24 protein-coding genes are annotated in these 19,757 nt (G+C 64.1%); 17 read left to right on the top strand and 7 right to left on the bottom strand.

Translation table 11 applies throughout. The annotated features are described in order from the left end of the window. The first annotated feature begins 17 nt into the window (after positions 1–17). The 4 genes from QX073_RS08385 to QX073_RS08370 are packed head-to-tail and all read left to right on the top strand — an operon-like array spanning position 18 to position 3,221. Positions 18–950 (top strand): YVTN family beta-propeller repeat protein, encoded by a 933-nt coding sequence (locus QX073_RS08385; RefSeq protein ID WP_315752818.1) that lies wholly within the window; start codon positions 18–20, stop codon positions 948–950. Further along, entirely contained in the window at positions 947–1,762 is an 816-nt protein-coding gene (locus tag QX073_RS08380; protein ID WP_315752817.1) for an ABC transporter ATP-binding protein, read from the top strand. The genes QX073_RS08385 and QX073_RS08380 overlap by 4 nt, the downstream gene beginning before the upstream one ends. Then, positions 1,759–2,613 carry an ABC transporter permease gene (locus tag QX073_RS08375; protein WP_315825186.1) on the top strand — a complete coding sequence of 285 codons (855 nt, stop codon included), beginning with the start codon at positions 1,759–1,761 and terminating at the stop codon, positions 2,611–2,613. The genes QX073_RS08380 and QX073_RS08375 overlap by 4 nt, the downstream gene beginning before the upstream one ends. Beyond that, a complete protein-coding gene (locus tag QX073_RS08370) occupies positions 2,610–3,221 on the top strand; it encodes a hypothetical protein (protein ID WP_315752815.1) in 612 nt (203 codons plus the stop codon). The genes QX073_RS08375 and QX073_RS08370 overlap by 4 nt, the downstream gene beginning before the upstream one ends. A 32-nt stretch (positions 3,222–3,253) precedes the next feature. Here QX073_RS08370 and QX073_RS08365 read toward each other — a convergent pair whose 3' ends face one another. Continuing rightward, complete coding sequence (locus QX073_RS08365; RefSeq protein WP_315752814.1) at positions 3,254–3,814, bottom strand: PQQ-dependent catabolism-associated CXXCW motif protein; 561 nt, start codon at positions 3,812–3,814, stop codon at positions 3,254–3,256. Then, a complete protein-coding gene (locus QX073_RS08360; RefSeq protein WP_315752813.1) occupies positions 3,811–4,686 on the bottom strand; it encodes a substrate-binding domain-containing protein in 876 nt (291 codons plus the stop codon). Before QX073_RS08360 ends, QX073_RS08365 begins: the two co-directional genes overlap by 4 nt. 161 nt (positions 4,687–4,847) lie before the next feature. Here QX073_RS08360 and QX073_RS08355 point away from each other — a divergent pair, with 161 nt between their 5' ends. Together QX073_RS08355 and QX073_RS08350 are read left to right on the top strand one after the other, a co-directional pair. Then, positions 4,848–5,774 (top strand): quinoprotein relay system zinc metallohydrolase 2, encoded by a 927-nt coding sequence (locus tag QX073_RS08355; protein WP_315752812.1) that lies wholly within the window; start codon positions 4,848–4,850, stop codon positions 5,772–5,774. A gap of 56 nt (positions 5,775–5,830) precedes the next feature. Beyond that, positions 5,831–6,652, top strand: a complete 822-nt coding sequence (locus QX073_RS08350) for a quinoprotein dehydrogenase-associated SoxYZ-like carrier (RefSeq protein WP_315752811.1) — start codon at positions 5,831–5,833, stop codon at positions 6,650–6,652. Between the two features lie 20 nt (positions 6,653–6,672). On the opposite strand, the gene QX073_RS08345 is transcribed toward QX073_RS08350, so the two are convergent. Beyond that, complete coding sequence (locus QX073_RS08345) at positions 6,673–7,032, bottom strand: hypothetical protein (RefSeq protein WP_315713197.1); 360 nt, start codon at positions 7,030–7,032, stop codon at positions 6,673–6,675. Positions 7,033–7,118: 86 nt separating this feature from the next. Here QX073_RS08345 and QX073_RS08340 point away from each other — a divergent pair, with 86 nt between their 5' ends. Genes QX073_RS08340 through QX073_RS08325 form a run of 4 tightly spaced genes read left to right on the top strand, consistent with a single transcriptional unit; the run spans position 7,119 to position 9,923 of the window. Then, the gene (locus QX073_RS08340; protein WP_315752810.1) at positions 7,119–8,099 is read left to right on the top strand and encodes an ABC transporter substrate-binding protein; all 981 of its coding nucleotides are present in this window, start codon (positions 7,119–7,121) and stop codon (positions 8,097–8,099) included. Next, a complete protein-coding gene (locus QX073_RS08335; protein WP_315741273.1) occupies positions 8,099–8,836 on the top strand; it encodes an ABC transporter permease in 738 nt (245 codons plus the stop codon). The genes QX073_RS08340 and QX073_RS08335 overlap by 1 nt, the downstream gene beginning before the upstream one ends. Further along, positions 8,826–9,539 (top strand): ABC transporter ATP-binding protein, encoded by a 714-nt coding sequence (locus tag QX073_RS08330; RefSeq protein ID WP_315713203.1) that lies wholly within the window; start codon positions 8,826–8,828, stop codon positions 9,537–9,539. Before QX073_RS08335 ends, QX073_RS08330 begins: the two co-directional genes overlap by 11 nt. A gap of 36 nt (positions 9,540–9,575) precedes the next feature. After that, the gene (locus QX073_RS08325; protein ID WP_315752809.1) at positions 9,576–9,923 is read left to right on the top strand and encodes a hypothetical protein; all 348 of its coding nucleotides are present in this window, start codon (positions 9,576–9,578) and stop codon (positions 9,921–9,923) included. A 30-nt stretch (positions 9,924–9,953) separates the two neighbouring features. Here QX073_RS08325 and QX073_RS08320 read toward each other — a convergent pair whose 3' ends face one another. Then, positions 9,954–10,166: a hypothetical protein gene (locus QX073_RS08320; RefSeq protein WP_315713207.1), complete on the bottom strand. Its 213-nt coding sequence runs from the start codon at positions 10,164–10,166 to the stop codon at positions 9,954–9,956. Positions 10,167–10,380: 214 nt separating this feature from the next. Between QX073_RS08320 and QX073_RS08315 the strand changes: the two genes are divergently transcribed. Next, positions 10,381–10,689, top strand: coding sequence for an EthD family reductase (locus QX073_RS08315; RefSeq protein WP_315713209.1), 309 nt, complete (start codon positions 10,381–10,383; stop codon positions 10,687–10,689). A 149-nt stretch (positions 10,690–10,838) separates the two neighbouring features. Here QX073_RS08315 and pqqA read toward each other — a convergent pair whose 3' ends face one another. Together pqqA and QX073_RS08305 are read right to left on the bottom strand one after the other, a co-directional pair. After that, positions 10,839–10,919 carry a pyrroloquinoline quinone precursor peptide PqqA gene (gene pqqA / locus QX073_RS08310; RefSeq protein ID WP_009031067.1) on the bottom strand — a complete coding sequence of 27 codons (81 nt, stop codon included), beginning with the start codon at positions 10,917–10,919 and terminating at the stop codon, positions 10,839–10,841. 218 nt (positions 10,920–11,137) lie between these two features. Beyond that, complete coding sequence (locus QX073_RS08305) at positions 11,138–11,410, bottom strand: hypothetical protein (RefSeq protein WP_315752808.1); 273 nt, start codon at positions 11,408–11,410, stop codon at positions 11,138–11,140. A gap of 384 nt (positions 11,411–11,794) precedes the next feature. Here QX073_RS08305 and QX073_RS08300 point away from each other — a divergent pair, with 384 nt between their 5' ends. Genes QX073_RS08300 through QX073_RS08290 form a run of 3 tightly spaced genes read left to right on the top strand, consistent with a single transcriptional unit; the run spans position 11,795 to position 14,761 of the window. Then, on the top strand, positions 11,795–13,459 hold the full coding sequence (locus QX073_RS08300) for a methanol/ethanol family PQQ-dependent dehydrogenase (RefSeq protein WP_315752807.1): 1,665 nt from the start codon (positions 11,795–11,797) through the stop codon (positions 13,457–13,459). A 25-nt stretch (positions 13,460–13,484) separates the two neighbouring features. Next, positions 13,485–13,826 carry a cytochrome c gene (locus QX073_RS08295; RefSeq protein ID WP_315825195.1) on the top strand — a complete coding sequence of 114 codons (342 nt, stop codon included), beginning with the start codon at positions 13,485–13,487 and terminating at the stop codon, positions 13,824–13,826. Further along, a complete protein-coding gene (locus tag QX073_RS08290; RefSeq protein WP_315825463.1) occupies positions 13,826–14,761 on the top strand; it encodes a transporter substrate-binding domain-containing protein in 936 nt (311 codons plus the stop codon). Before QX073_RS08295 ends, QX073_RS08290 begins: the two co-directional genes overlap by 1 nt. Positions 14,762–14,781: 20 nt before the next feature. Here the strand turns inward: QX073_RS08290 and QX073_RS08285 are convergent, their stop codons facing one another. Further along, positions 14,782–15,729, bottom strand: a complete 948-nt coding sequence (locus QX073_RS08285) for a helix-turn-helix domain-containing protein (protein WP_315713217.1) — start codon at positions 15,727–15,729, stop codon at positions 14,782–14,784. A gap of 406 nt (positions 15,730–16,135) precedes the next feature. Here QX073_RS08285 and xoxF5 point away from each other — a divergent pair, with 406 nt between their 5' ends. The 3 genes from xoxF5 to QX073_RS08270 all read left to right on the top strand — a co-directional run bounded on the left by xoxF5 (position 16,136) and on the right by QX073_RS08270 (position 19,741). After that, positions 16,136–17,941, top strand: a complete 1,806-nt coding sequence (xoxF5, locus tag QX073_RS08280; protein ID WP_315713218.1) for a lanthanide-dependent methanol dehydrogenase XoxF5 — start codon at positions 16,136–16,138, stop codon at positions 17,939–17,941. 132 nt (positions 17,942–18,073) lie between these two features. Beyond that, positions 18,074–18,553: a c-type cytochrome, methanol metabolism-related gene (locus QX073_RS08275; protein ID WP_315713645.1), complete on the top strand. Its 480-nt coding sequence runs from the start codon at positions 18,074–18,076 to the stop codon at positions 18,551–18,553. 78 nt (positions 18,554–18,631) lie between these two features. Beyond that, positions 18,632–19,741, top strand: coding sequence for an S-(hydroxymethyl)glutathione dehydrogenase/class III alcohol dehydrogenase (locus QX073_RS08270; RefSeq protein WP_315756267.1), 1,110 nt, complete (start codon positions 18,632–18,634; stop codon positions 19,739–19,741). Positions 19,742–19,757: the final 16 nt, after the last annotated feature.

Genomic DNA, 19,757 nt, shown 5'->3' with positions numbered 1-19,757 from the left:
TCATCGCCGCACTCGTCATGGCCCATGCAGCCTCCGCCTCCGCCTACGTCGCCTTCGTCTCCAACGAGAAGGGCAACACCGTCTCCGTCATCGACACCGACACCTGGACGGTCACCAAGACCATCAAGGTCGGCCAGCGGCCGCGCGGGATCGCGTTCACGCGCGACGGCAAGTTCGTGATGGTGGCAGTCGGCGACGACGACACCATCCAGGTGATCGATGCCAAGAAGATGGAGGTGGTGGATACCCTGCCCTCCGGCCCCGATCCCGAATTGTTCGCGCAGGACGCCGCCGGCAAGACGCTCTATGTCGCCAACGAGAACGACAACACGGTCACGGTGCTCGACCTCGAGAAGCGCGTCCGCATCGGCGACGTCCAGGTCGGCGTCGAGCCGGAGGGCATGATGCTCAGTCCGGACGGCAAGATCCTGATCTGCACCTCCGAAACCACCAACATGGCGCATTTCATCGACACGGCGACCCGCAAGATCGTCGCCAACGTGCTGGTCGATGCGCGGCCGCGCTTTGCCGAGTTCAAGAGCGACGGCTCGGAGCTGTGGGTCTCGGCCGAGATTGGCGGCACCGTCTCGATCATCGACCCCGCCAAGCGCGAGGTCACCGGCAAGATCAAGTTCGCCGTGCCCGGCCTGCGCAGCGAGGCGATCCAGCCGGTCGGAATCGCCCTGACCAAGGACGGCAAGACCGGCTTCGTCGCGCTCGGCCCCGCCAATCGCGTCGCCATCGTCGACGGCACCACCCACGAGGTGAAGAAATATCTCCTGGTCGGCCAGCGCGTCTGGCACATGGAGTTCACGCCGGATGAGAAATATCTTCTGGTCACCAACGGCGTCTCCAACGATGTCTCGGTGATCGATGTCGCCGCGCAGAAGGTGATCAAGACCATCCAGGTCGGCGAGCTGCCCTGGGGCATCACGATTGCACAGCCATGACGACGCAGAACGCACCCGCTCTCGACGCCACAGGCGCCACCCCGCAGCCGGCCTCCGACCAGGTGCCGGCGCTGTCGGTCGCCGGCGTCAGCCATTCCTACGGTGCACGCAAGGCGCTCAACGACGTCAGCTTCGCCGTCCAGCCTGCGAGCTTCACCGCCCTGCTCGGTCTCAACGGCGCCGGCAAGAGCACGCTGTTCTCGCTCATCACCCGGCTGTTCGCAGTGCAGACCGGCCAGATCGGCATTTTCGGCCATGACATCGGCCGCACGCCGGGCGAGGCGCTGCGGCTGCTCGGCGTCGTGTTCCAGCCGCGCACGCTCGACCTCGATCTGTCGCTGACGCAGAACCTGCTCTACCACGCCGCGCTGCACGGCATCTCGCGCCGCGAGGCCCGCGCGCGCAGCGAGGAGCTGCTGGCGCGCATCGGCCTCGCCGACCGCGCCGGCAGCAAGGTGCGCGACCTCTCCGGCGGCCAGATGCGCCGGCTGGAGATTGCTCGCGCCCTGCTGCACCGGCCGCGCCTCCTGCTGCTCGACGAGGCCACCGTCGGCCTCGACGTCAAGGCCCGCGCCGACATCGTCGGCCATGTCCGTCAGCTCGTCGCCGAGCAGGGCATCGGCGTGCTCTGGGCGACGCATCTGTTCGACGAGATCGCCGCGACCGATGATCTCGTCGTGCTGCATCAGGGCCGCGTGCTGGCGCGCGGGCCCGTCCCGCAGGTCATCGCCGAGGCCGGTGCGACCGACGTCAACGCGGCGTTCGCGCGGCTGACGACCCAGGCCAGTCCGGCGCGGAGCTCCGAGCCATGACCGTCACCACCGTGCACGCGCCCACACCCACACGCAGCGGCTTTTCGGCCGGCGAATACATCACCTGCCTCACCGGCATCGTCTGGCGCGAGGGCCTGCGCTTCCTGCATCAGCGCGAGCGCTTCGTCTCGGCGCTGGTACGGCCGCTGGTCTGGCTGTTCATCTTCGCCGCCGGCTTCCGCCAGGTGCTGGGCATCTCGATCATCCCGCCCTACGAGACCTATATCCCCTACGAGGTCTATATCGCGCCCGGCCTGATGGCGATGATCCAGTTGTTCAACGGCATGCAGTCGTCGCTGTCGATGGTCTACGACCGCGAGATGGGCAACATGCGCACCTTGCTGGTGAGCCCGCTGCCGCGCGGCTATCTGCTGTTCTGCAAGCTGCTCGCCGGCACCGCCGTCTCGGTGCTGCAGGTCTATGCGTTTCTCGCCATCGCCTGGTTCTGGGACATCACCCCGCCGCCGATGGGCTATCTGACGGTGCTGCCGGCGCTGATCCTGTCCGGCCTGATGCTCGGCGCGCTGGGCATGCTGATCTCCTCCGGCATCAAGCAGCTCGAGAATTTCGCCGGCGTCATGAACTTCGTGATCTTTCCGATGTTCTTCGCCTCATCGGCGCTCTACCCGCTCTGGCGGGTCGAGGAAGGCAGTCCCTGGCTGGCTTATCTCTGCGAAGCCAATCCCTTCACCCACGCGGTCGAGCTCATCCGCTTCGCGCTATATGGCAAGCTGAACTGGGTTTCGCTCGCGGTGGTCGGCGGCTGCACCGCCGTCTTCATGATCGGCGCGATCCTGGCCTACGATCCGTCGCGGGGGTTTGTCAGGCGCGGTCCCGGAGGCGAGGCATGAGGTTCAGAACGACACTGGCGGCCGTCGCCATCGCTGCGTCGGCAGGTGCTGCGCAGGCCGCCGATCCGCGCTATCCGGATTGGCCCTGCCCGCAGGCCAAGGTGCCGGAGATCTCGATCGCCGCCGTGTGGTCCGGCCCGCCGATCGACGATGTCGGCGCGAGCTGGAAGGACGATGCGAAGGTGGCCGAGCTCGTCGCCAAGCTTGCCGCGCGCCGTATCCCGCTGGAGCAGGCCCAGAAGGACGTCGCCGATTTCCTCACCGGTACGGCCGAGGAGAAGATACGCAAGGGCAAGCTGCTGTTCGCCGGGCTGTTCGACACGCTGAACGCGCAGCGGACATCGGTGATGAACGGCCTCGAGCGCGTCATGCGCAAGCAGCGCGAGGCCGTCGACAAGGTGCGCGGCGACACCATCGCGCTGCAGGAGATGCACAGCGGCCCCAACCCGGATCAGGCCAAGGTCGAGGAGATGACCAACCAGTTGAACTGGGAGACGCGCATCTTCGAGGACCGGCGTCGCGTGATGAAGTTCGTCTGCGAGGTCCCGACCGCGATCGACCAGCGCCTGTTCGCCCTAGCGCGCGAGATCCAGCAGGACATGGAGTAGCTGATTTGATGCGCTACCGCCGCCCTCTCCGCTCACTCCTCAGGCCGCGGCTCGGGCTGCGTCTGCTGCAGCGGCAGGTCGGCGCGGCTCCAGGCGTCGGTCCCGTCCGGATACCACGCGACGTTGCGGTAGCCATAGGTCAGCGCGCGCTTGGCGGCATTCCACGACATCCAGCAATCCTCGAGGCAGTAGAACACGAGCAGACGACTCAAATCGCCCTCGGAAGCGCGGGCAAGGCCGCGCTTCAGATAGTCCTCGGTCTGGGGCGCCAGCACCCCGTAGCCGGTGTCGGGCAGCCAGATGCTGCCGGGAATGTCCAGGCGCGGCTGCTCGCGCCACACCGTCCCGGCCGGCAGGTTCTTCGGCTTGGGCGGCCGCGGCAACACATCGACGAAGACGGCGGACTTCGCGCGCCAGATCGCCTCGGTCTCCCGCGTCGACAGCACGCGCGCTCCGCTCAGGGTCGTCGGCACCGGCGCGCGATAGTTCTCGGTGCGATAGCTGTCCGGCTCCGGCACGAGATCATCGGCCCGCACCGCCGCGGCGATCAGCAGCACGCCTGCCAATGCCGCAGCGCTGAGCCGACCGATCATGGCTTCGCCGCAGCCTCGGCGGTGATCAGATGATTGCTCTCGTCCAGCAGCGGCACCCCGAAATCGAGCAGGATCTTGTTGATCTCCCCCTGGTTCTCCTGGATCAGCTTGTTGAGCTGACGGCGCCAGTTCTGGTCCGCGCCACGGACACCCATGGCGATGCGATAGATCAGCTTCGGCCCGCTGGTCTCCTTCACCAGCGGCGTGACATGCAGTTGCGGGCTCGCCTGCTTGGCATAGTAGCCGGCCATCGGCCCCCACAGCACGCCGGCATCGATCTCGCCGGACTTCAGATCGTTGATCATCGCCTCTGCCGAGGAATCGACGCGGGTGTCGATCATCAGCGGATAGGGCTTTGCGGTCGGCATCAGCCCGGCCAGCGCCATATTGGTTGCCGGCGGCGTGCCCGCCACGATGCCGATGTGCCTGCCCTTGAGCTTGGCATCCTCCAGCGTCGTCACATCGGCAAGATCGGAGCCCGGCTTGGTCACGATCGCATAGGCCGTCCGGTAATAGGGACTGGTGCTCTGCACCAGGTCGTCCCCTTGGGGAAAGCCCATGATCACGTCGCAACGGTGCGAGCCGAGCGTCATGCGCACGAATCCGGTGGCCTGCGGGAAGAACGTGTAGTCCACCTTCTTCTGCAGCTTGGCGGCAAAGAGCTCGGCCAGCTTGTTCTCGAAGCCGTCGCCCTTCTCGTTCGAGAACGGCAGGTTGCGCGGATCGGCGCAGACCCTGAGCACCTTGGGATCGACCAGCTCGATCGACAGGTCCAGGCCATCATTGCTCTGCGCGAAAGCGGCGGCCGGTCCGAGCAGAGTGAGCCCCGCGGCAACGGCCAGCGAGCAGGCAAGGTTGTGACGCTTCGTCATCCGTATTTTCATCCCTATCGAACGCATCGTGGTATTTTTGAAAATGCTAGGCCGCCGGCCGCTCCGGTGCAACAGCCGCCGTCATCGCGAAGAGTTGACCCATTGCTGCACCGCAACGTCCATCGCCTGACGCACACCTCTCACGCGAGCAAGGCAAGCCGATGGTGAGACAACTGATCATCGCGATCACCGCCTGGGGGGCGCTGGCGCTCGGCAGCGCCGCTCTTGCCATGCCGCCGGAACTCGAGGTCAGCGAGATCGCGCCCGGCGTGTTCGTTCACATCGGCCAGACCGCGCTGATGAACGCGGCGAACGAGGGCGCCATCGCCAATGTCGGTTTCATCGTTGGCAACGACGCGGTCGCCGTGATCGACACCGGCGGCAGCGTCCGCGAAGGCCGCGCGCTGCTGGCAGCGATCCGCGCCCGTACCGCCAAGCCCGTGCGCTACGTCATCAACACTCACGCCCATCCGGATCACGCATTCGGCAACGCGGCATTCGAGGGCGACGGCACGCGCTTCGTCGGCGCCAAGAACCTGCCGCGCGCGCTTGCAATGCGCGGACCGCACTACATCGAGGCGTTCCGGCGCCTGATGGGCGCCGAGCTGATCGACGAGGTCCGTCTCGTCCCCCCGTCGATCCTCGTGGACGACGAGATGATGCTCGACCTCGGCGGCCGTACCCTCACGCTCAAGGCCTGGAGTACCGCTCATAGCGACTGCGACCTGTCCGCCTATGATGACCGCAGCCGGACCTTGTTCGCCGGCGATCTCGTATTCCTGCGTCACATCCCGGTGATGGATGGCAGCCTGCGCGGCTGGATCGCCGACATGGCCGCGCTCGCGACCATCCCGGCCGAGCGCGTCGTTCCCGGCCATGGCCCTGTCAGCCCGTGGCCACTGGCGCTCAGTGACGAGCGTCGCTACCTCGATACATTGGCCCACGACGTTCGCGGGCTGATCAAGGCAGGCAGGCCGATCGCGGACGCCGCTGGGGCCGCGGGATCGGAGCGCGGCAAATGGGAGCTGTTCGACGACTACAATGCCCGCAACGCAACGGCGGCATTCTCGGAAATGGAATGGGAATGAGGGCGGCAACGCGCTATGATTGTTAATTCACCCGACTGCCCGAGGAGGATTGCGCCATGATCCGGCTCCACCTGCCGTCCACCCTGCTTCTCGGGGCCTGCCTCGCGTTTGCGTTCGCACCTGCGAAGGCCGCTGATGGTTACGATCCCTGGCCGGGACTGGTCCAGGACATCTTCAACAACAAGGCGATGCAGGACGGCACCAATGTGCTGTCGATCGAGATGCCGACGCGCGCCGAGGATGCCTCGGTCGTTCCGGTCACCCTGCGCAGCAAGCTGTCGCCCGCCGACGAGCGCCGTATCAAGACCATCACGCTGGTGATCGACCAGAATCCCGCGCCGATGGCGGCCAAGTTCACGCTTGGCGCGGACGCCAATGTGACCGCGATCTCGACGCGGGTCCGCGTCAACAACTACACGGATGTGCATGCCGTGGCCGAGCTGACGGATGGTCAGCTCTATGTGGTCAAGACCTTCGTCAAGGCGTCCGGAGGCTGCTCGGCGCCGGCGGCGAAGAATCCGGACGAGGCCAAGGCGCGCATCGGCCAGATGCGCTACCGGCAGTTCACGCAAAGCAGCGACGGCGCCACGAGCGGCATCCGCGAAGCGCAGGTCATGGTCGGGCATCCCAACAATTCCGGGCTCCAGATGGATCAGGTGACGCAGCTCTACATTCCGGCCTTCTTCATCGACCGGCTGACACTGTCGCAGAACGGCAGTCTGGTGCTGTCGGTCGAAGGCGGCATCTCGATCTCTGAGGATCCCAACATCCGCTTCACCTACGTGTCGAACGGTGCCAAGCAATTCCATGCGGAGGCGAAGGATACGCAGGGCCACGTGTTCGAGCACGATTGGCCGGCCGACGGTTCAGGAACTTGATGCGGCAGAGCGGCAGCGCTTCAGAAGCATCTCACTTCGGCTTCGGCCTGCGCCCGGCGGAGATCGTTCAGCGCGTTGGCGGCCTGCTCGGACGTGCGGAACTGGGTGCCGAGATTGCTGTGCACCTGGGACATGCTGAGGACGGTCTCGGCCGTGACGTAGCGCTCATAGGGAATGATCGAAGCGATCACGTCGATCGAGCAGGAGCACTGCGCGATCGCCTCCCTGGTCTCGCCATTCGCCTTCATGCAGCCGAACACATATTCGGCCCGCGCCGAGGTCGGATAGTCGTTGAGCTCCTCGGCACGAGCCGGCCCGCACAGCGCAATCGTGGCAATGAGAGTGGCGACAATCGGTCCTACCGGAACAGCACTACGCATCACAGTCCTCCGCGGCATCGCAGCCGAAGCTATGCTAAGGGAATGAGGCTGAAAAGAACACCTCTCGAGGAAATGCAGACGGGCTCATGACGCAGATCGGTCGTTTGTTGATGGCGATTGTCGCCTGCGCCCTGCTGCCGGTCACGGCATGCTGCGCCGCCGAGACCGTCAAGGTTGCGGTGCAAAAGACCGGCACCTTCGCCTGGGAGCTGGCCGTGATCCGCGCCCGCCAGCTCGACAAGCAGGCGGATATCGCGATCGATGCGGTCGAGCTCGCGAGCCCGGAGGCCGGCAAGATCGCGCTGCGGGCCGGCAACGCCGACATCATGGTGTCGGACTGGCTATGGGTGTCGCGCGAGCGTGCGCTCGGCGCCAAGCTCACCTTCTATCCCTATTCGAGCGCGCTCGGCGCCGTGATGGTGCCGGCGACCTCACCGATCAAGACGCTTGCCGATCTGAAGGGACGCAAGCTCGCGGTGGCCGGCGGCCCGCTCGACAAGAGCTGGCTGCTGCTGCAGGCCACGCTCAAGCGCGACGGCGTCGATCTGAAATCGCAGGCGACGATCACCTACGGCGCGCCGCCGCTGCTGGCCGCCAAGCTGGCCGACGGCGAGATGGATGCGGGCTTGAACTACTGGAATTTCTGCGCGGCGCTGGAAGCCAAGGGCTTCCGCCGGCTTGCCGGCGTCGAGGACCTGCTGCCGCCGTTCGGCGCCAAGGGCCGCACCGCGATGATCGGCTATGTCTTCGACGAGGACTGGGCCGCCAAGCATCGCGATCTCGTCGCACGCTTCCTAACCGTCACGGCCAAGGCCAAGGAGATCCTGGCGACTTCCGACGCCGACTGGCAAACGATCGCCCCGCTGACCGGCGCACAGGACGACGCCACCTTGCGCGTCTATCGCGACCGCTATCGCGAAGGTATTCCGCGCCGGCCGGTGGCCGAGGAAGAGGCCGACGCCCGCGTTCTCTACGGCGTGCTCGCCTCGATCGGCGGCCGCGATCTGGTCGGCCCCGCGGCTGAGCTCAGTCCCGGCACCTACTACAGGGCGGATGCGAGGGATTAGTGCTGCGGCTGTTGTCCTTTGCGCTTCTGCTCGCCACCTGGTGGATTGCCGCGGCTGTCGCCGGCAGCGCCAAGCTGCCATTGCCATCGGCCGTGCTCGCGGTTGCGGTGGCGGAAGCGCGGTCCGGCGCGCTGTTTCTGCATCTCGGCGCAACGCTCGCCCGCGTCGCCCTCGCTTTCACTCTGTCAATGGCACTCGGCTCGGCGATCGGCTTTCTGATGGGGCGCAGCCAGCTCGCCAACCGCCTCGGCGATCCCTGGCTGATCCTGCTGCTCAATCTGCCCGCGCTGGTGGTGATCGTGCTCGCCTATATCTGGGCTGGTCTCACCGAGGTCGCTGCGATCGCGGCGATCGCGATCAACAAGCTGCCGACCGCCGTCGTCACCTTGCGCGAAGGCGCCCGCGCGCTCGATCCATCGCTCGACGAGATGGCCAAGGTGTTTGCCTTTTCGCGCGGACGCATCCTCCGCCACGTCCTGCTGCCGCAGCTTGCGCCCTATATTGCGGCGGCCGCGCGCTCCGGCCTGTCATTGGTGTGGAAGATCGTGCTGGTCGCCGAGTTGCTCGGGAGGCCCAACGGCATCGGCTTCGAGATCGGCGTCGCCTTCCAGCTGTTCGACATTCCGTTGCTGCTCGCCTACTCGCTCAGCTTTGCTGCCGTGGTGCTGGTGATCGAGGCCGTTATCGTCCAGCCGTTCGAGCAGCGTGCATCGAGGTGGCGGCTCCGTGCGGCTTGAGGTCGATATCAGGTCCAAGAGCTACACCAGCGCCGCCAATGGCAAGCGCCAGGAGGTGATTGCTGGCATTGCCTTTTCGCTGGAGCGGGGCGAGGTCGGCGTCGTCGTCGGCCCCTCCGGCTGCGGCAAGAGCACGATGCTGCGGATCCTCGCCGGTCTGGACAACGACTATCAGGGCCATGTATCGCGGCCCGAGGGAGCCCGGCTGGCAATGGTGTTCCAGGAGCCGCGGCTGCTGCCGTGGCGATCCGTCGAGGCCAACGTCCGGCTGGCAGCGCCCGGTGTCGCGGAGGACAGGCTGGCCGCCATCTTCGGCGTGCTCGAGCTCGAGGGACATCGCAGCCATTTTCCAGGCGAGTTGTCGCTCGGCCTCGCCCGCCGTGTCGCGCTGGCGCGCGCCTTTGCGGTCGAGCCGGATTTCCTGATTCTCGACGAGCCGCTGGCTTCGCTCGACGACGCGCTCGCCGCGCGGCTGCGCGAGGAGATCGCGACGCTCGTGGCCTCGCGCCCCATGATCACGCTGCTGGTCACGCACAGCATGGACGACGCGGCACGGCTCGGCGACCGGATCTTCCTGCTGTCCTCACGCCCTGCCCGTCTGCTTCATTCAGTCCCGATCGACCTGCCGCGCGCGCAGCGCAACAACGACGTGGTCGCGGTAATCAAGGCCGATGTGGCGCGACTGGATTTTTCCGTGTCATAGTCATGGCAAAGGACATCGGACCCCAGGGAAAACGCCATGAGACGCGCATCCGCCGTGACGGCGATCATTCTGTTCGGCATCCCGCTCGCGGCCGCCGCACAAAGCAAGGGCATCCGGCTCTGGAATCTGACGACCGCAACGATGACCGGCTTTCAGCTCTCGCCGGCCGGCCAGAACAATTGGGGACCGAATCAGACGCTGAACGACAAGGACAAGGAGCTCGATCACGACGAACGGCTGAAGCTCACCGGAGTCGAGCCTGGGCGCTACGACGCCAAGGTGAGCTATGCCGGCGAGCGGCAGTGCATTGTTCGCGGCCTCGAGATCAAGGCCGACGCCGTGGTTTCGGTCGCCGACAAGGACCTCAAGGAGTGCACGAAGTAAGCAGCCAGCGTGCCGACGGCCAAGCCGGCCTCAGGCCTTGTCGTTGCTGTGGGGATATTCGCAGCGCCATCGCACTGCAGTCCATTTCGGGTGCTCGCCGATCCACTGGGCGATGTAGGGCGGCGCCTTCATCGCGCATTGCTGCAGCGAGGCACCGCCATCCGCGAAAACGAGATGCTGCTCCTCGCAGGTGGCCGGAGACAGGACTGCGCAGACGGTGATGACGAGATCGATGGAGCTCATGGCTCGTTGTCCTTCGATAAGCCTGAAACAGCTTAACTGAAACTACGACATCCGGCTGCATCAGTTTCTCCTCGCGCAACAAATTATGCAGCGGAACCAAGGCTGGAACGACTATCCCTGGGCGAATCCGCCCCTGACGCTTGATCCGAACCGGCAGATCGGCTGCAATGGAAGCGGTCGATCGACCTCAAAAGAGCGAATGCGGAGGAAGCAGATGCCCAAGGTTCTCGTACTCTACAAGACCCCCAAGAGCGCCGAGGCGTTCGACAAACACTATATGAACGTCCATGTGCCGCTGGCGAAGAAGATTCCCGGTCTGAAGAGCTACGATATCAGCCGGGGCCCGGTGAATGGGCCGGCGGGAGCCACCAACATCCACCTCGTTGCCACCCTGATATTCGATTCGATGCAGGCGCTGCAGGCGGGAATGGGCTCTGCCGAAGGCAAGGCGGCGGCGGGCGATCTGCCCAACTTCGCCGATGGCGGCGTCGACCTGTATATCTTCGACACGCAGGACGTTTGATCGTCACCAACGTTCGGCGGTGTGCCCGTCATACCCGATCGGCCGAGAGGCCGGTCGCCGGGACGATCTCGCGGACCGTCCATCGAATGGATCCGCCAAGCCAGTCAGAAGCGAATTGCGCCCCTCGTGGCTTGGCAGATCGCTACGCGTTACTTGCGCGCAGCACAGGCGTACATGTTGATTTCCATGCCAACCGGCACTTCGACGATCTTCGGTGTCTTCCAGGCCATTTCAAGCTCCCAAGTTCGACTATCATTGACTGACGCATTGCTCGCGCCAACATCGAAGCTAGGACCGCATCAGGGGGAACGCAAGGCTCCACAACCGTGGAGCATTTCCCCAGCGGTTGTCGATCGATTGAACGAAACAAAAATCCAGCCGCCTGGCTGGACGCCGTTCCGCCTCAATCCTCGTAGGACGTTGCCCCTGAGCGGGACGGTATCTTCGCTCACGCACCGCCCGGCTGCACGTAGCAGAACACATACCGATTGCGGCTCAGGAAGATGATGCCGTGCCCCGTCGGATTTCCCCTGTCCCACTTCAGCTTGTGATCGGGGACCTCGATCTCGGTACCGACATCGATATGCGGGCGGCCACGCGGCTCATCGGGACGGTCATCGGTAATGATGACATAGGTCTTGCCGTCGCGGACATGGATCTCATCGGCAAAGTAGGCGTCGGCCTCACCGCAGCACGATGCCGTCGGCACGTCAGGCTGCATCAGCGCCTCGTACCATTGACGCAATGCAGGATCGACCGCTCCCCACTGACCGAGATCACGCGCACTCGCACTCACCCAAAGGCAACAAAGCATGCCGAGCCAAAGGATGGTTCGTCTCATCCGCCTACTCCTCTGTTATCCCGGCATGATGCGGCGAAGCAATGTTTGTGCCGCAACGCAACATCGGAGCGGTGCGATCATGCCGACCCAGATCCGCGAGCAGAGACAACGGGGATCGGCTGCTCTGTCCCGATCGAACGAGGACGGCTTCCCGATGCGCAGAGGGCGGTTGCCACCTTTTCGTATTGACGGTTCCCGATTTCGAGCGGAGTGTTGTGCCCGCAGCGTCAGGATAGGCGCGCATAAAAATCTCGGAGGAAATGAATGAAGCGGATCGCGCTGGCCGCAGGCCTCGCTATTTTTGCATCACATGGTGCAAGCGCGCAGAGCGCCGATCAGTTGGTCAAGGGTGCAACTGATACGGCGAACGTTCTCAACTACGGCATGGGCTACAATCTGCAGCGGTTCAGCCCGCTCACCCAGATCAACAAGGACAACGCCAAGAACCTGGTGCCGGTCTGGAACTACAGTTTCGCCGATGACCGCAGTGAGGAGTCGCAGCCGCTGGTGTACCAGGGCGTGCTCTACGTCACGACCCACAATGCGACGATGGCCGTCGACGCCAAGACCGGCAAGCAGATCTGGAAAAGCAAGATCGACTATCCCGCCGAGACGCCGCGCGTGGTCTGTTGCGGCATCATCAATCGCGGCGCCGCGCTGTACGACGGCAAGGTGTTCCGGACCACGCTCGATGCCAACGTGATTGCGCTCGATGCCAAGACCGGCAAGGAGCTGTGGCGTCAGAAGGCCGCTGACATCAAGGAAGGCTACTCGATGACCGTCGCGCCGCTGGTCGCCGACGGCGTCGTACTGACTGGCATCTCCGGCGCCGAGTTCGGCACCCGCGGCTTCATCGATGGTTGGGATCCGGCGACGGGCAAGCATTTGTGGCGCACACACACGGTCCCAAGCCCGGATGAACCCGGCGGCGACACTTGGAAGGGCGACACCTGGAAGCTGGGCGGCGGCTCGACCTGGATCACCGGCTCCTACGATCCCGAGCAGAACACCGTGTTCTGGGGCGTCGGTAATCCCGGACCGTTCAACGCGGCGGTGCGCCCGGGCGACAACCTCTACACCTGCTCGGTGCTCGCGCTCGATCCGAAGACCGGCAAGATGAAGTGGCACTTCCAGTTCTCGCCGAACAATCCGTTCGACTACGACGCGGTCGCGGAGATGGTGCTCGCCGACATGAACGTCGAGGGTAAGCAGACCAAGGTGCTGATGAACGCCAACCGCAATGGCTTCTTCTATGTGCTCGATCGCACCAATGGGAAGCTGCTCGCGGCCAACCCCTATGTGAAGGTGAACTGGGCCTCCAGCATCGACCTGAAGACGGGCAAGCCGGTCGAGACCGATGTGACGCGCGATGCCCGCGAGGGCAAGAAGGTCACGGTCTATCCGTCGATTCTCGGCGGCAAGAACTGGGAGCCGATGTCGTTCAATCCGCAAACCGGGTTGGCCTACGCCAACACGCTCGTGTTCGGCGGCCACTACAAGACCGAGCCTGCGACCTACAAGGCCGGCGAGTGGTACCTGGGCATGGACCTGACGGATCTGTGGGATTGGCCGGAAGGGCCGCGCGGTCAGCTCAAGGCCATCGATCCGATGACCGGCAAGACCAAGTGGGAGCAGCCGAGCGACATCCCGCGCTTCTCCGGCGTGCTGTCCACGGCAGGCGGCGTGGTGTTCTCGGGCAAGCTGACCGGCGAATTCGAGGCTTTCGACGCCGACAGCGGCAAGAAGCTGTGGCAGTTCCAGACCGGCTCCGGCATCGAAGGCCAGCCCGTCACCTGGCAGCAGGATGGCGTGCAGTATGTCGCCGTCACCTCAGGCTACGGCGGCGTCTACTCACTGTTCTCCGGTGACGAGCGCCTCGCCAACGTTCCGGCAGGCGGCTCGCTGTGGGTCTTCGCGGTCAAGAACTGAGTGCGGATTGCCCGTGAGACAGAACATGTTCATGAAAGCGGCGGCGGCCTTCGCCGCCGTCGTGGCGATGTCGGCCGTCCTGTCGACGACTGCCCTCGCCCAACAACAAGATGGCAGCGCCGCACATAGCCAGGTGGACATCGGCAAGACGACGTTCGCTCAGAAGTGCTCGCACTGCCACGGCCCCAACATGGTGAACTCCGGCACGGTGACGCCCGACCTGCGTCGGTTTCCCGATGACCAGCCTCGTTTCGTCACCACGGTGAAGCAGGGCAAGAACGGTCGCATGCCGCCCTGGGGCGACATTCTCAGCGATGACGAGATCACCGCGCTGTGGGCCTATGTCTCGAGCCGGAGAGCGCAGTGATGCGCCATCTCTGCCGTTGGCTGACTGCCTTGATGATCTCGACAGTGTCGTCAGCCGCCTTAGCCGCTGACGACGTGCTGCGCATCTGCCTTGACGAAAATCTTCCGCCGCTCTCGGTCCATCATCGTGGCAAGCCCGGCAACGGTTTCGACGTCCTGCTCGGTCAGGCAATCGCCGACCGCCTTGGCAGAAAGCTCGAGATCCAGTGGTACGAAAGCAAATTGGACGAAGATTCCAGTCCAGCGCTGGAGGCGAACGCACTGCTCTCGGACGGACGCTGCTCGCTGCTCGGCAGCTATGCGTTCACCCAGGACGGATTGGTCGCGCCCGGCGTCAAGACAGCCAAGCTGCCGGACTTCGATGGCGCCACCCGCGACGACCGCCGCCGCCGCGTTCCGCTCGGCACGCTGATGCCGAGCAAGCCATACATGTTCTCAACACTGACCGTCGTTCTCGGACCTTCCGCGAAACAGCGCCCGATTACCGACATCGGCGACCTGGCAGGGCTGCGGCTGGCAATCGAGAGCGGCACGTTGGCGGATGCAATCCTGATGACGTTCGACAAGGGACGGCTGATCGACGACATCACGCATTTGATTCCCACGCGGGATGATCTGCTCGGGGCGCTCGAACAGGGCAAGTTCGATGCGACCCTGCTCGATGGCAGACGTTTCGATGCGTATCGGGCGGCTCATCCCGACACCAGGCTCGGCGGGTCGGGCTACAGCTATCCGATCGGCGTGAACCGCGGTTATGTCGGGCTGACCAGTTCGGCCGAACTCATCGCATCGGTCGACAAGGCCTTGACGGAACTCGACGCTTCCGGGGCCCTGGCGAATCTCGGTCGGTCCGCCGGACTGACCTACCTTCCACCGCGCGAGCCGGTGATTCTCGGTGATGCATTCCAGAGGATCATCCGGAGCGGCGCACGCTAGCGCGGCTACCTCACGACCGCTCAGCGGGCCGCAGTCTTATGAACCGACGACGGCACGACGCCGAAATATTTGCGGAAGACACGGCTGAAGTGCGACGAACTCGAAAAACCCCACGAGAACGCGACATCAGTGATGGTCTTGCCGCTCTGCGTCTCCAGTTCCTGCCGGCAATGCTGAAGCCGGGCCCGCCAGATGTAGTCGCTGACCGTCATGCCACGGTCGCTGAACACCATGTGAAGGTAGCGCTTGGTGCACCCCAGAGCCGCCGAAATCTGATCGATGCACAGATCGGGATCGCGCAGATGCTCGCGGATGAAGGCTTGAGCGCGGATATAGACCGCCTCAGGTCCCGCCCGATCCAGCATTCGATCGGCTTCACGCAGCGGCAAGAGCAACAGATCGATGAGCGATTCGGCGACGCTGACGGCCGAGTTGGGCGAAAGCCGGGTCGCCTCATCGAACGCGGCATGGGTGACATCATGCGCAATCCGACCGGTCCCGCTCCGCGCAGACAGCTTGTATGCAGGCATCTTTTCCGACCGGAAGCCGCGCTCCTGCAATAGCTCCTTCGGCACGATCACGACGTCATGGCGGGTCAGCGCGGGGCTGATGATGGTGTGCGGTAACGAGACGTCATAGGCGAGACAATCGCCCGGGCCGATCTCGATCTGGCGGCCATCCTGCTCGAAATAGGACGTTCCATAGGTCTGGAACAAGATCTTGATGTAGGGATGTGCGGCCTTTTGCGCACGCGCATAGGTATGCGCAATACGGTGCTGGCTGGCCTCGATCTGGCAGAGCTTCAGGCGCGACACCGTCGTGAAATTGATGCGCCCCTCGAACGAGGCCCCCTCCAGCGGATCGACATCGAAACGTCCGCACAGGTCGGTCAGTGCATCTGACCAACGCTGGATCTGGCTCTTCGGTGAGAATCCCGAAGTATTAAGCGAGCGGATCGTGTCGGACATGTTTCATCCACCGATTCATGATCGAAACGCAACGGGTCCGCCGCCGGACGGCGAACGAGACTGTAGCAAGATTGCTCCCATTTTAAGGCCGCGACTTTCGCGGCGCAGTTCGTTCCATAACTTCCCTCGCATGATCCTCCGCCTTCGTCTCTGTAAGGTCAAGGGAAACGTCAACCTTCGGTGGAACCGCGGTGCTGTAAATTGATGCTCCGCAGCAAGAATGGCGCTCATGTTGCGGACCAGCAAAGCAAAATCTCCTTCAAAAACTTCTATTCGCTTCACTCTTGAGCAAGCTCTTTTCTCTTTTGGGCAAGTTTCCCGGTCAGGAAGTGGATAATCAATGATGCCGAAAACGAATACTGGGCCGCGTGCTGCGGAACCTCAGTTGAACCCGGGAGGAAAGACGATGCGAAGAGTGCTACTCGCAACATGTCTGACGTCAGTCGCGGCGCTTGCCGCGGGTGGCGCGTGGGCCAGTGAAGAGCTGGTCAAGATGTCGGCCAACCCGAAGGACTGGGTGATGCCGGCGGGAGACTACGCCAATACGCGTTACTCCAAGCTCAATCAGATCAACGCTCAGAACGTCGGCAAGCTGCAGGTCGCGTGGACCTTCTCCACCGGCGTGCTGCGCGGCCACGAAGGCGGACCGCTCATCATCGGCAACTTGATGTATGTGCATACGCCGTTCCCGAACAAGGTGTATGCGCTCGATCTCGCGCAGGACAACAAGATCGTCTGGAAGTACGAGCCCAAGCAGGATCCGAACGTCATTCCGGTGATGTGCTGCGACACCGTCAACCGCGGCGTCGCCTATGGGGACGGCAAGATCTTCCTGCATCAGGCCGACGACAAGCTGGTGGCGATCGACGCCAAGACCGGCCAGCACGTCTGGACCGCCGTCAATGGCGATCCGAGCAAGGGACAGACCGGAACCTCGGCTCCGCTCGTGGTGAAGGACAAGGTGTTGGTCGGCACGTCCGGCGGCGAGTTCGGCGTCCAGTGCAGCATGACCGCTTACGATATCAAGAGCGGCAAGCAGGTCTGGAAGGCGTACTCCGAAGGTCCGGATGACCAGATCCTGTTCGACGCCAACACCACGGCGCTCGGCAAGCCGGTCGGCAAGGACTCGAGCCTGAAGACCTGGCAAGGCGATCAGTGGAAGACCGGCGGCGGCTGCACCTGGGGCTGGATCTCCTACGATCCGCAGCTCGACATGGTCTATTACGGGTCGGGCAATCCCTCGACTTGGAATCCGAAGCAGCGTCCCGGCGACAACAAGTGGTCGATGACGATCTTCGCCCGCCATGCCGACACCGGCGTCGCGAAGTGGGTCTATCAGATGACGCCCCACGACGAGTGGGACTATGACGGCGTCAACGAGATGATCCTGTCCGACCAGTCCATCAACGGCCAGCCGCGCAAGCTGCTCACGCACTTCGATCGTAACGGCCTCGGCTATACGCTCGACCGTGCCACGGGCGAGCTGCTCGTTGCCGAGAAGTTCGACCCGAAGGTGAACTGGACCACCGGCGTCGACATGGACAAGAACTCTGCAACCTACGGCCGTCCCAAGGTCGTCGATCAGTACTCGACCGACAAGCAGGGTGAGGACGTCAACACCAAGGGCATCTGCCCGGCGGCGCTGGGCACCAAGGACGAGCAGCCGGCGGCCTACTCGCCGGATACGCAACTGTTCTACGTGCCCACCAACCATGTCTGCATGGACTACGAGCCCTTCAAGGTGAGCTACACCGCAGGTCAGCCCTATGTCGGCGCAACCCTGTCGATGTATCCGCCGGCGGGTGAGACCCATATGGGCAACTTCATCGCCTGGGACGGCAAGACCGGCAAGATCGCCTGGTCGAACAAGGAGCCGTTCTCGGTGTGGTCTGGTGCGCTCGCGACGGCTGGCGGCGTGGTGTTCTACGGAACGCTCGAAGGCTACCTCAAGGCGGTCGATGCCAAGACGGGCAAGGAGCTCTACAAGTTCAAGACCCCGTCCGGCATCATCGGCAACGTCACGACCTACGAGGCAGGCGGCAAGCAGTATGTCGCCGTGCTCTCGGGTGTCGGTGGCTGGGCCGGCATCGGTCTCGCGGCGGGCCTGACGGATCCGACCGCCGGTCTCGGTGCGGTCGGCGGCTACGCAGCGCTGAGCAACTACACCGCCCTGGGCGGCGCGCTCACCGTGTTCTCGCTCCCGCAGCAGTGAGCTAGGCACCTGCTTCCGGCGCATGGATCTCGTCCATGCGCCGGTTCGCCTGCCCCAGAAAATTAAGGGAAGACGCCCTTGCGTAGAATCTGTTTTGCGGTCGCCACGGCTCTGTTCCTGGCAACCGGCGGGATGACTGTCGCCGAAAATGCCTGGGCGGAAAGTCCGGGAGATCCTGCGGCCGTCAAGTCCGAGGACGGGAAGTACTTCGATAAGGATGGCAATCCGACCTACAAGGTGGGCGCCGACGGATCGGTCGACTGGTACACCTACTCGGGATACCGCCGCTATCATTCCGAATGCCACGTCTGCCACGGGCCCGACGGCATGGGATCGACTTATGCGCCTGCGCTGAAGGACTCGGTCAAGACCATGAGCTACGGCGATTTCATCGGTGTCATCGCCAGCGGCCGCAAGAATGTCAGCACGTCCCAGGAGAACGTCATGCCGGCTTTCGGCGACAATCCGAACGTGGCCTGCTACATGGACGACCTCTACATCTACCTGCGCGCCCGCGGCAATGACGCGGTAGGACGCGTTCGCCCGGCCAAGCACGAGGACAAACCGCCAGCCTATACGGAAGCGGAGAACTCCTGCATGGGCAAGAAATGACTGACGACGGGGACCGCGCCTGAACAGTTTCCCTGGGCAGCGTCGCGGGCTCAAGAGAATGAAAGAGGAGTTTGAGACATGAAGACGCGCGCCGCGGTCGCTTTCGAAGCCAAGAAGCCGCTGGAGATCGTCGAGGTTGACCTCGAAGGGCCGAAGGCCGGCGAGGTGCTGGTAGAAATCAAGGCTACCGGCATCTGCCACACCGATGCCTACACGCTCGACGGTTTCGACAGCGAGGGCATCTTCCCCTCGATCCTCGGCCATGAGGGCGCCGGCATCGTGCGCGAGGTCGGCCCGGGCGTGACCTCGGTCAAGCCCGGCGACCACGTCATTCCGCTCTACACACCGGAATGCCGCCAGTGCAAGAGCTGCCTCAGCCGCAAGACCAATCTCTGCACCGCGATCCGCGCCACGCAGGGCAAGGGCCTGATGCCCGACGGCACGTCGCGCTTCAGCTACAAGGGCCAGGCCATCTACCACTACATGGGCTGCTCGACCTTCTCCAACTTCACCGTGCTGCCGGAGATCGCGGTCGCGAAGATTCGCGAGGACGCGCCCTTCGACAAGAGCTGCTATATCGGCTGCGGCGTCACCACCGGCGTCGGCGCGGTCGTCAACACGGCCAAGGTCACGCCCGGCTCGAACGTCATCGTCTTCGGCCTCGGCGGCATCGGCCTCAACGTGCTCCAGGGCGCGCGGATGGCGGGCGCCGACAAGATCGTCGGCGTCGACGTCAATGACAGCAAGGAGGAATGGGGCCGCCGCTTCGGCATGACCCATTTCGTCAACCCGAAGAAGGTGACCGGCGACATCGTCCAGCACCTGGTCGCGCTGACCGACGGCGGTGCCGACTACACCTTCGACTGCACCGGCAATACCACGGTGATGCGCCAGGCGCTGGAAGCCTGCCATCGCGGCTGGGGCGAATCGATCATCATCGGTGTCGCCGAGGCCGGCAAGGAGATCGCGACCCGCCCATTCCAGCTCGTCACCGGACGCGTCTGGAAGGGCACGGCGTTCGGCGGCGCGCGCGGGCGCACCGACGTTCCCAAGATCGTCGACTGGTACATGAACGGGAAGATCGAAATCGACCCGATGATCACCCACACGCTCAAGCTCGAAGACATCAACAAGGGCTTCGACCTGATGCATGAGGGCAAATCGATCCGTTCCGTCGTCGTGTTCTGACCCCAAGCACGCAAAA

Origin of the sequence: Bradyrhizobium sp. SZCCHNS3052 (assembly GCF_032484495.1) — a bacterium.
GTDB lineage: Bacteria > Pseudomonadota > Alphaproteobacteria > Rhizobiales > Xanthobacteraceae > Bradyrhizobium.
The sequence above is the reverse complement of the archived record's forward strand: the minus strand, read 5'-3'. Positions and strand labels throughout refer to the sequence as shown.

Coding starts and splice junctions, on each gene's coding strand:
- QX073_RS08270 (WP_315756267.1), top strand. CDS start 18,632: ATGAAGACGCGCGCCGCGGTCGCTTTCGAAGCCAAGAAGCCGCTGGAG.
- QX073_RS08300 (WP_315752807.1), top strand. CDS start 11,795: ATGAAGCGGATCGCGCTGGCCGCAGGCCTCGCTATTTTTGCATCACAT.
- QX073_RS08275 (WP_315713645.1), top strand. CDS start 18,074: ATGACTGTCGCCGAAAATGCCTGGGCGGAAAGTCCGGGAGATCCTGCG.
- QX073_RS08295 (WP_315825195.1), top strand. CDS start 13,485: ATGTTCATGAAAGCGGCGGCGGCCTTCGCCGCCGTCGTGGCGATGTCG.
- QX073_RS08385 (WP_315752818.1), top strand. CDS start 18: ATGGCCCATGCAGCCTCCGCCTCCGCCTACGTCGCCTTCGTCTCCAAC.
- QX073_RS08355 (WP_315752812.1), top strand. CDS start 4,848: ATGGTGAGACAACTGATCATCGCGATCACCGCCTGGGGGGCGCTGGCG.
- QX073_RS08320 (WP_315713207.1), bottom strand. CDS start 10,166: ATGAGCTCCATCGATCTCGTCATCACCGTCTGCGCAGTCCTGTCTCCG.
- QX073_RS08375 (WP_315825186.1), top strand. CDS start 1,759: ATGACCGTCACCACCGTGCACGCGCCCACACCCACACGCAGCGGCTTT.
- xoxF5 (WP_315713218.1), top strand. CDS start 16,136: ATGCGAAGAGTGCTACTCGCAACATGTCTGACGTCAGTCGCGGCGCTT.
- QX073_RS08380 (WP_315752817.1), top strand. CDS start 947: ATGACGACGCAGAACGCACCCGCTCTCGACGCCACAGGCGCCACCCCG.
- QX073_RS08305 (WP_315752808.1), bottom strand. CDS start 11,410: ATGCAGCCTGACGTGCCGACGGCATCGTGCTGCGGTGAGGCCGACGCC.
- QX073_RS08285 (WP_315713217.1), bottom strand. CDS start 15,729: ATGTCCGACACGATCCGCTCGCTTAATACTTCGGGATTCTCACCGAAG.
- QX073_RS08325 (WP_315752809.1), top strand. CDS start 9,576: ATGAGACGCGCATCCGCCGTGACGGCGATCATTCTGTTCGGCATCCCG.
- pqqA (WP_009031067.1), bottom strand. CDS start 10,919: ATGGCCTGGAAGACACCGAAGATCGTCGAAGTGCCGGTTGGCATGGAA.
- QX073_RS08365 (WP_315752814.1), bottom strand. CDS start 3,814: ATGATCGGTCGGCTCAGCGCTGCGGCATTGGCAGGCGTGCTGCTGATC.
- QX073_RS08340 (WP_315752810.1), top strand. CDS start 7,119: ATGACGCAGATCGGTCGTTTGTTGATGGCGATTGTCGCCTGCGCCCTG.
- QX073_RS08345 (WP_315713197.1), bottom strand. CDS start 7,032: ATGCGTAGTGCTGTTCCGGTAGGACCGATTGTCGCCACTCTCATTGCC.
- QX073_RS08315 (WP_315713209.1), top strand. CDS start 10,381: ATGCCCAAGGTTCTCGTACTCTACAAGACCCCCAAGAGCGCCGAGGCG.
- QX073_RS08350 (WP_315752811.1), top strand. CDS start 5,831: ATGATCCGGCTCCACCTGCCGTCCACCCTGCTTCTCGGGGCCTGCCTC.
- QX073_RS08360 (WP_315752813.1), bottom strand. CDS start 4,686: ATGACGAAGCGTCACAACCTTGCCTGCTCGCTGGCCGTTGCCGCGGGG.
- QX073_RS08370 (WP_315752815.1), top strand. CDS start 2,610: ATGAGGTTCAGAACGACACTGGCGGCCGTCGCCATCGCTGCGTCGGCA.
- QX073_RS08290 (WP_315825463.1), top strand. CDS start 13,826: ATGCGCCATCTCTGCCGTTGGCTGACTGCCTTGATGATCTCGACAGTG.